Source organism: Agrilactobacillus composti DSM 18527 = JCM 14202 (assembly GCF_001436375.1).
GTDB classification, from domain to species: Bacteria; Bacillota; Bacilli; order Lactobacillales; family Lactobacillaceae; genus Agrilactobacillus; species Agrilactobacillus composti.
This window is the reverse complement of sequence record NZ_AZGA01000043.1, coordinates 22768-33265: the sequence shown is the minus strand read 5'-3', so window position 1 is coordinate 33265 and position 10498 is coordinate 22768. Positions and strand designations below refer to the sequence as shown.

Sequence of the window (10498 nt, the reverse complement as noted above, 5' to 3'; positions counted from 1 at the left end):
GGAACTTACGCTATTTTTATCCTAAGGGGACTTATTTTGAGCACATTAGTGCTCAAAATTTAACGACGACGTTACTCCAAATTAACCAGCGACCGCTTAAAATACTCGACTGGCAAACACCGTATCAGGTTATGCTGACAAATTTGTCCAAAAATTCGGATTAAATTTGCAATCTACCAAAACATTGCTAACGCTTATATCAGTGCTGCTATTTAATTAAAATGCGACATCCCAACAACGGGGTGGCGCATTTTTGTTTGCAATGCGGTGACAAATGGGCCGGAAACAAAATAAGTGAGTGATAACTTATTTTAATGTTGACAAACCGAGATGTACTGATTATACTAAAGCCATTAAGTGAGTGAGTATACACTCACTTTGAGAAAGAGGGTTCTTAAAATGGCAACGGATTATGTCATCGCCAAGCAGGTCAGCAAGCACTTTGGTCATCAGCAAGTGCTCAATCAGATTGATTTGACACTGCCGGCTGGAATGATTTATGGCTTGATTGGGCCATCAGGAGCTGGGAAGACCACCTTGATCAAGAGTATTTTAGGGATGGAAGCTGTGGATAGTGGCACTGTTAAAGTCATGGATACGGTGATGCCCAATAGGGCGGTAATGGCACAAGTAGGGTATATGGCTCAAAGTGACGCTTTGTATGAGACACTAACGGCCCGTGAAAACCTGACCTTGTTTGGGCAATTGATGAGCGTTCCAAAAATAAAGTTAGCACAGATGATTGATTATGCAGCCGGATTAGTTGACTTGACATCCCAATTAGACAAGCGGGTCAGTGGCTATTCGGGTGGGATGAAACGGCGCTTGTCGTTGGCAATCGCCCTGATTCAGGATCCCCAATTATTGATTTTAGATGAACCGACCGTTGGGATTGATCCAGAATTACGGCAACAAATTTGGACCGAACTAAATAAGCTCAAGGATACCGGTAAGTCGATGCTCGTGACAACGCATGTCATGGACGAAGCAGAACGGTGTGATTATCTCATGTTGATTCGGCACGGGATTGCGCTTGCTGAGGGGACACCCGCGGCACTGAAACAACAGTATGCAGTAGATACGATCGAACAGGTCTTTTTGAAAGCGGGGCGGATGCAAGATGCGAACGATGGCAATCGTTAGACGAGTTTTTAAGCAAATGTTACGTGATAAGCGTACCTTGGCGCTGATGTTTTTGGCACCATTGCTGATTATGACGCTGATGTATTTCTTATTTCAAAACAACACGACGCAAGTAGCAAGCTTGGGTGTTCATCATGTAGACCAATCCGTGGTTAACGTGATCGATACCAAAAACGTGACGATTCATCATTATGATAGTTCACAGGCACGGAAAATGATTAAGCAGCATGATCTAGATGGCTATTTGACTCAGAAAAATGGTCAATTGACGATTACTTATTCAAATAGCAATCCAACCAACACGTCTTTAATTAAGGCGAGTTTACAATCAGGATTAGTCAAGTTGAAAATGAAGACGCTGGTGACCGTTACTAAGAAACAGCGCGCGGCCCTTGAATCGCAACAAGCCGCTTTGAAGAAGCTGACAGCAGCCCAGACACAAGCAACGGTGACCAAGCTGAAGACTGCCATTGCACAAGCCCAGGCCCGCGGTGACCAGGCAACTGCTGAGAAATTACAAAAGCAACTCAAGCAGGCCACAGCCACGACGTCTAGTTCGACTCAGTCAGCTAAAGCAACCAGTTATACGACTAAGTCTCATTATATTTATGGTAGTAGTGATTCAACGTTCTTTGAAAGCTTTTTGCCAGCCTTTCTCGGTTTCTTTGTCTTCTTCTTTGTGTTCTTGATTTCTGGCGTTTCACTTTTGAATGAACGCACTACTGGAACCCTAAGCCGGCTACTTGCAACCCCAATTCGACGGAGTGAAATTATTATGGGCTATCTAATTGGTTATGGGGGCTTTGCCATCATTCAGACTGTCCTGACCGTTGTTTTTACAATTACGGTCTTCAAGATTCACTTAGTTGGTAGTATTTGGCTGGTCTTTCTGACTAACTTATTATTAGCGTTAGTGGCTTTGACCTTGGGTATCTTTATTTCCACCTTTGCTAACTCAGAATTTCAAATGATTCAGTTTATTCCACTGATTGTTGTACCACAAATCTTTTTTGCTGGGTTGGTTCCAGTCGATGGCATGGCCAGTTGGTTGCAAGCAATTGCCCACATCATGCCGTTATACTATGGTGCTAATGCGTTGACGGCTGTTGTGACAAAGGGTGCTGGGCTTGGCGATATTGGTGTCAATTTGTTAATATTAGTAGGGTTTATGGTCGTACTAACAATGTTGAATATTGTTGGAATGAAACGTTATCGGAAGGTGTGAGGATATGGAACGACCACGGATACGGGATTATTTTCAACAGGATCTAAGTCAGAATGAAACGATTACACCTAAGCAACGGGCCATCCTCCAGGCAAGTCTCGATTTGTTTGCTGAAAAGGGTTTTGACCAGACCAGTACTAGTGATATTGCACAACGGGCCGGCGCTGCGGAGGGGACGGTCTATCGGCGGTATAAGACTAAGGCTGCCTTACGGGATGCCATCTTAGCACCAATTGCCGCGCACATTGTGCCAATTTTAGCGAGTGATTTTTCAGAGGATGAATTACGGCAGCGTTATCCCAGTCTACAGGCATTCGTCACAGCAATTTTTACGGACCGAGTTGCATTTGCTAAAGCTAACGTGAAAGAGTTAAAGGTCATTTTTGAAATGGCAGCTTTTGACACCGAACGACGCGAACAGATTCTTAGCCAGATTGCGCCTAAGATGGTCAAGCAGATGGGAAGTGTCATAAATCAACTAAAAGCAGATCATTTGATTGTGGATTGGCCGAATGATTTGATACTGCAAAGTTTGTTATCGCAGCTATTCGGTTACCTAGCGCGGTTAATACTGGAATTGCCGGGAACTGAAATTGAGCGCGAACAAGCGTATTTGATTACGGTGATGACCAAAATATTGACCCCGGGTGAACATGATCAAATTACTGGTCAGTGAGCTAACTGTTACTTGATATAAACTAAAGCCACTTCTGTACTTAGCGTTCAAATGACCGCTAAGAAGCTGTCTCAGGAATCAGCTTACATCCAAAATATTCGCCATTAATTACCCAAACAAAAATTTCAAACTTGATCCACGTCAATTCTTTATCGGTCGAACCACCATATACTAAAGACATCAATTAAGAAATGGAGCGGGGATTATGAAATTTCAAAGATATATTAATCAACACACAAATCAAATTACATTGATAACGGCAATATTAATTGGCGTAGGTCTCTTGGGGAAAGTTGTTGACAGCGATATGATCTACACGGTTTCATTTATCGCCGCTTCAATTATCTCAGCTGTGCCGATCGTTCTTCGGGCGGTTTCAGCACTCCGGTTTAAAACGATCAGCATCGAATTACTTGTCAGCATTGCTGTGATTGGCGCTTTCATCATTGGCGAGTACAATGAATCAGCAATCGTCACTTTCTTGTTCTTATTTGGGACGTTTTTGGAAGACAAAACGTTGGCCAAAACCCGCCACTCAATTAAAGATTTGACGGAAATGGCACCGACTACCGCAATGATTGTAGATGATGACGGCAACACTGAGAAGACGGATGTTGACTTTGTCGACGTTGACGACGTCGTCTTGGTCAAAGCCGGCGGTCAGATTCCGGTTGACGGGGAAATTGTGGATGGATCCGGTCACATCAACGAAGCCAGTATTACTGGTGAATCAAAACTAGTCACTAAGGGCACTGGCAATCAGGTATTCTCTGGCACCATCTTAGACAACGGAACACTTAAAGTTCGGGCAACCAAGGTTGGCGACGACACCACGTTTGGCAAAATTGTTGAACTGGTTGAGGATGCTCAAGACACCAAGTCGCCAGCAGAAAAGTTTATTGACAAATTTGCGACTTATTACACTCCGGCAGTTTTGATCATTGCATTGATTGTGGGCTTGGTTACCAAAGATTTCCGATTAGCGATTACCGTTTTGGTCTTGGGATGCCCTGGGGCCTTGGTCATCGGCGCCCCGGTTTCAAACGTGGCTGGAATCGGTAATGGTGCGAAAAACGGTGTCTTGATCAAGGGCGGTGAAGTGATGAACACCTTTGCCAATGTCGACACGTTGGTATTCGATAAGACCGGGACCCTGACTGAAGGGAAAACGGCGGTTACTCAGTTCAAAGATTACTCAAGAGACCAGTTGGCCTTGCAAATTGCCACAGCCGTTGAAAAGCAGTCGGATCATCCATTGGCACAAGCAGTTGTTAAATTCTCAGGTGATCATCATATTCCGTTTGAGGACGTTCAAGTTGCCGATGCTGACACAGTCAAAGGCCGTGGCGTTAAGGCAACTGCCAACGGTAAAAATGTTTTAATTGGTAATTTGAGAATGATGAACGATGAAAATGTTGATTTGACGTCTGAACAACGTCAAGACTTGGAAAACATCCAAGGCGAAGGCAGTTCAACAGTTATCGTTGCCTTCGACGGGCAAATTCAAGCCATTCTTGGTATCTCGGATGTGATTCGTCAAGGCGTTAAGCAAAGCCTGGCGACACTCAAGTCACTCGGCATCAAGAAGACGGTTATGCTGACCGGTGATAACCTGCAGACAGCCAATGCCGTTGCAGAACAAATCGGCATTGACGAAGTCCACGCAGAACTTTTGCCGGAACAAAAAGTCGAATACGTTAAACAATTCCAGCAGGAAGGCCACAAGGTTGCCTTTGTCGGCGACGGCATCAACGACAGTCCGTCATTAGTGACGGCTGACATCGGGATTGCCATGGGAAGTGGAACCGACGTGGCGGTTGAAACCTCTGATGTCGTCTTGATGTCATCAGGATTCAATGAATTGATCCATGCATATGGACTTTCCAAAAAAACGGTCATCAACACCAAGGAGAACATTTTCATCGCCATTGCGACGGTTGTCGCCCTCCTGATTGGCTTGATTCTCGGATTTATTTACATGGCCAGCGGAATGTTTGTCCATGAAGCCAGTATCCTGGTTGTCATCTTCAACGCAATGCGATTAATTAATTATCAGCCAAAAGCTGCCAAACTTGATCCAGATCAATTATCGGTTGGCGAATAGGATGTATCATTAAAACAGTAAATGAGATGGAGGTTATCAATATGAGTAAAGCAATTTTACAATTAGACGCGCTGTCATGCCCGTCATGCATGCAAAAGATCAAGGGCGCACTTGAAAAGCAGGATGGTGTGGAAAACGTCAAAGTCTTGTTCAATGCAGCCAAAGTCAAAACTGATTTTGACGGCGATAAAATTTCCGCAGACAAATTGTCAGACACGGTAACTGATTTAGGCTATGAAGTTCAATCAATGAAAGTGAAATAGGTGAAGAATATGACAACAGCAACCCCCGAAAAATTATTTGAAGCAGAAGTTAAGCAAGCAGATATCGACCACCATACCCCAACGGCTGGTGCGATGACCGGCCACATCGTTGCCAATTTGGAAGTTTTATCCAACAAACTCCAGATGGCAAAATGGTATGTGAAGGGAATGTCGGCCCAACAGCTGAAAGTCCTATTCGGCGACTTACTTAAGCAGGCGTACGACCAAAAGGATGCCTTGGGCACGGTCTTAATCGATGAGGCCTTAATTACGCCAAGTACCCAAAAGGAATTCACAGAGTACACCATGCTGGAAGAAAATGGTCAGAACAAATATGAATCTGTAGAGTGGCTGGTCAACGACTTCGTCCACGACTATGACACTGAGAACATGTTTGTCACCCGGGCAATTAAGCTGGCTGAAAAAGAAGACCGTCCAGTCTTGGCACAACATTTGGTTGGCCTGCTGCAAGATAACAACCACAACATCGCTACTCTGCAGGCCTTGCTTGGTAAGACACCACGAGAAGGCTTGGATGAGGAAGACGACGAAGATTAATCCTCAATAGATACACGAAAAAAGTTCCGAAGCAATTTTGCTTCGGAACTTTTTTAATATCATTTTTTCGAATTCAAAGATTCAAACAAATCAGCACAATAACACAGGCAATCGTACTTGCCAGGATCCACCAGCCAACCCGATAAGCTGTCCGCTGATAGGTTGAAATTTGTTCCTGACTTAATTTGTCAAAATCAGGCATCCTAAGAAGCTGTCTAAAATCTCTTAAGTAATAGTGCTAAAAACGCTAAAACGACCATTTGCAGACTGGTGGTTAATTGACGCTCACAATTTTTCCAAAGTCGCCGACAATTCTCTAGCCAACTAAAAGATCGTTCGACTACCCAACGTTGGGGCATGACTTCGAATCGATGCAACTCATTGCGCTTCGCAACCTGCACGGTTGCGTTTAAATTACTGGCTACATCGAGCTGAAAATTAACGCCTGAATAACCACCATCAACTAAGACATTTTGAACCTGGCGTAAATGCATGGCATGTAAAGCGATCATTGCACTGCCCCCGTCTCGATCAGAGACATTCGCTCGCGTCATGTGAATGGCCTGCGGAAAGCCATTGATATCAACTGCCAGATGGCGCTTAATCCCCGAGATTTTCTTACCAGCGTCGTAACCTTTGTTTTCAGCAGTAGCGGTGTTTTTGACGCTCTGAGCGTCAACGATAATAAAGGAAGTTAAAGCTGAACGTCCTTGGTCAGTTCGCCGAGCAATGACAATTTTTTTAAAACTTGTTCCAATAAAGAATCAGCCGTAGGCTCAGCTTTAGTTGACCAAATTTTGTAATAGTTGTAAACTGACCGCCATTCTGGGAAATCACCGGGGACTTGACGCCATTGGCAACCGGTTTTCAAGACATATAGGACCGCACAGAAGACCTCGTAGAGGTCATATTTTCGAGGCTTAGTTCGCTTACGAAAATTTTCTAAAGCTGGTCGAATTAATTCAAATTGTTGCCGAGTAATATTGCTTTGGTAATGATGACTAAAATGTTGCATATGATCACCAACTTTTTTGACAGTAGTTTATCAAATTATTGGGTCAAAATCCAAGATACTAAACAGCTTCTAAGCACCGCTTTTAGATTGTATTTAAAAGTTAGCAGCGTCTTATGCATTAGGGTTCCAATTGAATCTTTGCTGGTAATCAATGATTTAAGCTCATGCGTATTGCCAGTTTCAACGGCTTGAATAAAGCTTTGCATCAGGTTATATGAATTCTCTAAAGTAGTGCTGGTGTTAATGCCTTCTGTAACTACTTGTGCTTGAGTTAAGCAGTCTTTGTAATGCCAGTTGTAGCGAGGATGAACTTTTTCAAGCTCATCAAACTTCTTCAAGTATAATTTCCAGGGAGATTTGAGTAGCTGATACTGTCTGGATCTTTTATCAAAGGTCTTCATGACTTGGACTCTCAGTGAGTTAAAAGAAAAATATTTGGAAAAGTTGCAACGAATTATCCAGCAATATTAATTTTGAAATTCTGTCATAACTTGGCGGTGCTTAGGAATATAGTTGAATAGCAGAACATAGGAGGTAAAAATCATGACAAAAATAATGAACGAAGATTTTTTAGATGTTTTACAAGACAAAGGGCCGGCAACGATTGTCTCGATTAATGGTAATCCAGCTAGCGTAGTTAATACTTGGTCACAATATATTAACGTGGTTTCTGATGATATAATTTTGATTCCAGCTGCGGGGATGCACTCGATTGAACAAGATTTTGAAAAAGATCCAAAACATGAACTGATCATTACGATTGGTTCTTACAATTATTCAGGAACCGCTGGAATGGGTCGCGGTTATCATATTCATGGCAGTGGTCAATTCATTAATGAAGGCGCATATTTTGACCAAATGAAAGCCCAATTTGATTGGATTCGCACTGTATTAGTTGTGAAGATTCATGATGTTGAGCAGAAGATATAGCAAAAAAGTTTGGAGCGTCAACTCCAAACTTTTATTTTTAATCAATTTATTGAGCAAAATATGATAGACATTAAGTAATAAGTGTTACTCTTGAAAATGTAATGAAGAAACTATTGTGTTAGGAGGATTTTATGGATAAACGTAAAATTGTAATTGTTGGTGCTTCACATGGTGGTCATGAATCAGCAATTGAGCTGTTGGATAAATATAATGATGTAGATGTAACTGTTTATGAAGCTGGCGACTTTATTTCATTTATGTCCTGTGGTATGCAATTATACTTAGAAAATAAAGTTACGGCTGAAGATGACGTCAGAAACTTTGCTCCTGAAGATGTTGAAAAGAAGGGCGGTCATGTTTATGCCAACCATGAAGTAACCGCGATTCATCCTGAACATAAGACAGTAACAGTTAAGGATTTAACCAATAATTCTGAAGAAGAAGTTCAATATGATAAGTTAATTCTTTCATCAGGTGTAACGCCAAAGTTTTTACCAGTACCTGGCAATGATCTTAAGAATATCTATTTAATGCGTGGACGTGATTGGGCTTCTAAGTTAATGAGTGCTGTTAACAATCCAGCAATTAAGAATGTTGCTATTGTTGGTGCTGGTTATATTGGTACTGAAGCTAGTGAAGTATTTGCTAAAGCTGGCAAGCATGTAACTTTAATGGACATGATTGATCGTCCATTAGGAACTTACTTGAACCCTGAATTGCTTGATGTTTTGGAACCTACCTTTAAGAAGAATATGGACTTGAAGATGGGCGTTAAAATTGAAGGCTTCAACGGTAATGAAAAAGTTGAAAGCGTCAAGACCGATCAAGGCGATATACCAGCTGACTTGGTTGTTGTTTCAGCAGGGGTAACTCCTAATACTGATTGGCTAAAGGACACAGTTGATTTAGATCAAAGAGGCTGGATTAAGACTGATCCATACTTGAGAACGAATGTTAAAGACGTTTACGCTATTGGAGATGCAATTTTGCCACTTTCTATTCCAGCAGGTAAGCCAATGCCAATTGCTTTAGCTACTACTGCTAGAAGAGAAGCACAATATGTGGTTGATCATATCTTTGAAGATAAGCCAGATCGCGCTTTCAAGGGTGTTATCGGTGCTTCAGCTCTTAGCGTCTTTGACTATCACTTCGCTACTGCGGGATTAAATAAGTTTTCAGCTGCTAAGAATAAGCTTGATTGTCAAACTAGCTTCTATGAAGATCATATGCGTCCAGCTTATGTCCCAGAAGCAGATAATCCTAAGGTATATGTCAGCTTAACCTTTAATCCATATACTCACCAAATCTTAGGCGGTGCTGTCCTTTCTAAGTATGATATTACTGCTCAAGGCAATGTTTTAGCTTTGGCAATTAGTCATAAGATGCGCTTGGAAGACTTGGCTGAACAAGACTTCTTCTTCCAACCAGGATTTGACCGTCAATGGAGTTTGCTTAACCTAGCTGCTCAACATGCATTAGGTATGGCAAGATTCTAATTTAATCGTTAATAAAAATAAATTATAAAGATAAAAACTAGTCATGTTTTATCGAGTAGGAGATAATTGATTAGTTCAATTATCGACCTCTCACACCACCGTACGTACGGTTCCGTATACGGCGGTTCGACAACTTAATCACATTGAATTGACTGGAGCGTCTTGGACATATTCATAAGTCCGAGTTGTTCCAGTTTTCTATTAGTTAGAGAATAGCTCAAGGTCTTACTATGTGCAGTTCGCCAGTAGCCCTTTCGGGTACTAGCGAAGACATATGCATCATGCTGGGACAGCCCCAACTTCTGTAAGTTAGTTACCTTAGTTTTAAACTTTTTCCATTGCTTCCAAATATACTGCCTTATTCGGACCCTCAACCACTTGTCAAGGCGTTGAATAAAGTTAGTTAGTTTCCCAATTGAGTAGTACTGAAGCCACCCACGCATTTTTCGATGAATTTCTTCAAACATTCTTGTCAGAGATATTCCACGATTACGTTTAGTTAATAACTTCAGTGCTTTCTTTACTCGTTGTTGCGATTGTTTAGCTGGACGGGCGTAGGCCCCATTGTGGTCTACACCCAACGAAAAGCCAAGAAACTTCAACCGTAGCGGGCTACCGACTTTGGTTTTATCTGGGTTCACTTTAACTTTCAAGCGCTTTTCTAGAAACTGGGTAATGCTTCGCATTACTCGTTCTCCGGCTCGTTGACTTTTAACATAGATGTTACAATCATCCGCATAGCGCACAAAGTGATGACCACGTCTAGTCAACTCTTCGTCCAACTCATTTAGATAGATGTTCGCCAGTAGTGGTGACAATGGCCCTCCTTGTGGGGTTCCTTTTTCACTCTTAGCGAAAAGCCCATGGTCTAAGACTCCGCTAGTTAGAAACTTACGAATGAGTCTTAGTGTCCATGGGTCATCAATATATTGTTGGAGATACTTAATCATCAAGTCATGATTAACGTTATCAAAATAGGCTTTTAGGTCTAAGTCGACAACTCTTCGATAACCTTGATTATAAAGATCTACTACTTGGGGTCAATGGAACATCCATACGAAAAGTAGCGGTAGGATCCCGAACAAAAA

The 10498-nt window shown here is 42.1% G+C and carries 9 protein-coding genes and 3 pseudogenes; 9 read left to right on the top strand and 3 right to left on the bottom strand.

The features are described 5' to 3' along the window. From FC83_RS16905 to FC83_RS07310, 7 genes and pseudogenes are all read left to right on the top strand, one after another. Nucleotides 1-164 (top strand): annotated as a pseudogene (locus FC83_RS16905) (IS30 family transposase); the annotation flags it as partial. A gap of 235 nt (nucleotides 165-399) precedes the next feature. Next, nucleotides 400-1143 carry an ABC transporter ATP-binding protein gene (locus FC83_RS07335; protein WP_003581836.1) on the top strand — a complete coding sequence of 248 codons (744 nt, stop codon included), beginning with the start codon at nucleotides 400-402 and terminating at the stop codon, nucleotides 1141-1143. Then, nucleotides 1121-2368 carry an ABC transporter permease gene (locus tag FC83_RS07330; RefSeq protein ID WP_031547128.1) on the top strand — a complete coding sequence of 416 codons (1248 nt, stop codon included), beginning with the start codon at nucleotides 1121-1123 and terminating at the stop codon, nucleotides 2366-2368. Before FC83_RS07335 ends, FC83_RS07330 begins: the two co-directional genes overlap by 23 nt. Before the next feature lie 4 nt (nucleotides 2369-2372). After that, on the top strand, nucleotides 2373-3044 hold the full coding sequence (locus tag FC83_RS07325) for a TetR/AcrR family transcriptional regulator (protein WP_035454439.1): 672 nt from the start codon (nucleotides 2373-2375) through the stop codon (nucleotides 3042-3044). 205 nt (nucleotides 3045-3249) lie between these two features. Continuing rightward, the gene (locus FC83_RS07320; RefSeq protein WP_035454442.1) at nucleotides 3250-5148 is read left to right on the top strand and encodes a heavy metal translocating P-type ATPase; all 1899 of its coding nucleotides are present in this window, start codon (nucleotides 3250-3252) and stop codon (nucleotides 5146-5148) included. Nucleotides 5149-5189: 41 nt separating this feature from the next. Next, nucleotides 5190-5411: a heavy-metal-associated domain-containing protein gene (locus FC83_RS07315; RefSeq protein WP_003582479.1), complete on the top strand. Its 222-nt coding sequence runs from the start codon at nucleotides 5190-5192 to the stop codon at nucleotides 5409-5411. A gap of 9 nt (nucleotides 5412-5420) precedes the next feature. Next, nucleotides 5421-5969 carry a ferritin-like domain-containing protein gene (locus FC83_RS07310; RefSeq protein ID WP_003582473.1) on the top strand — a complete coding sequence of 183 codons (549 nt, stop codon included), beginning with the start codon at nucleotides 5421-5423 and terminating at the stop codon, nucleotides 5967-5969. 215 nt (nucleotides 5970-6184) lie between these two features. Here FC83_RS07310 and FC83_RS16900 read toward each other — a convergent pair. Both FC83_RS16900 and FC83_RS07295 read right to left on the bottom strand, forming a co-directional pair. Next, nucleotides 6185-6984 (bottom strand): IS5 family transposase gene (locus tag FC83_RS16900; RefSeq protein WP_152537765.1). Its coding sequence is split into 2 segments (ribosomal slippage): nucleotides 6185-6714 and nucleotides 6714-6984, totalling 801 coding nucleotides; the frame shifts between segments, so codons are not numbered across the junction. A gap of 71 nt (nucleotides 6985-7055) precedes the next feature. Then, a pseudogene (locus FC83_RS07295) lies at nucleotides 7056-7412 on the bottom strand (ISL3 family transposase); the annotation flags it as partial. A 115-nt stretch (nucleotides 7413-7527) separates the two neighbouring features. On the opposite strand from FC83_RS07295, the gene FC83_RS07290 reads away from it, so the two are divergent. Continuing rightward, on the top strand, nucleotides 7528-7914 hold the full coding sequence (locus FC83_RS07290; protein WP_035454452.1) for a hypothetical protein: 387 nt from the start codon (nucleotides 7528-7530) through the stop codon (nucleotides 7912-7914). A 131-nt stretch (nucleotides 7915-8045) separates the two neighbouring features. Continuing rightward, on the top strand, nucleotides 8046-9410 hold the full coding sequence (locus tag FC83_RS07285) for an NAD(P)/FAD-dependent oxidoreductase (RefSeq protein WP_003645602.1): 1365 nt from the start codon (nucleotides 8046-8048) through the stop codon (nucleotides 9408-9410). A gap of 134 nt (nucleotides 9411-9544) precedes the next feature. Here FC83_RS07285 and FC83_RS07280 read toward each other — a convergent pair. Next, nucleotides 9545-10447: pseudogene (locus FC83_RS07280) on the bottom strand (reverse transcriptase domain-containing protein); the annotation flags it as partial. Nucleotides 10448-10498: the final 51 nt, after the last annotated feature.

Coding starts and splice junctions, on each gene's coding strand:
- FC83_RS07330 (WP_031547128.1), top strand. CDS start 1,121: ATGCGAACGATGGCAATCGTTAGACGAGTTTTTAAGCAAATGTTACGT.
- FC83_RS07310 (WP_003582473.1), top strand. CDS start 5,421: ATGACAACAGCAACCCCCGAAAAATTATTTGAAGCAGAAGTTAAGCAA.
- FC83_RS07325 (WP_035454439.1), top strand. CDS start 2,373: ATGGAACGACCACGGATACGGGATTATTTTCAACAGGATCTAAGTCAG.
- FC83_RS07315 (WP_003582479.1), top strand. CDS start 5,190: ATGAGTAAAGCAATTTTACAATTAGACGCGCTGTCATGCCCGTCATGC.
- FC83_RS07320 (WP_035454442.1), top strand. CDS start 3,250: ATGAAATTTCAAAGATATATTAATCAACACACAAATCAAATTACATTG.
- FC83_RS07335 (WP_003581836.1), top strand. CDS start 400: ATGGCAACGGATTATGTCATCGCCAAGCAGGTCAGCAAGCACTTTGGT.
- FC83_RS07285 (WP_003645602.1), top strand. CDS start 8,046: ATGGATAAACGTAAAATTGTAATTGTTGGTGCTTCACATGGTGGTCAT.
- FC83_RS07290 (WP_035454452.1), top strand. CDS start 7,528: ATGACAAAAATAATGAACGAAGATTTTTTAGATGTTTTACAAGACAAA.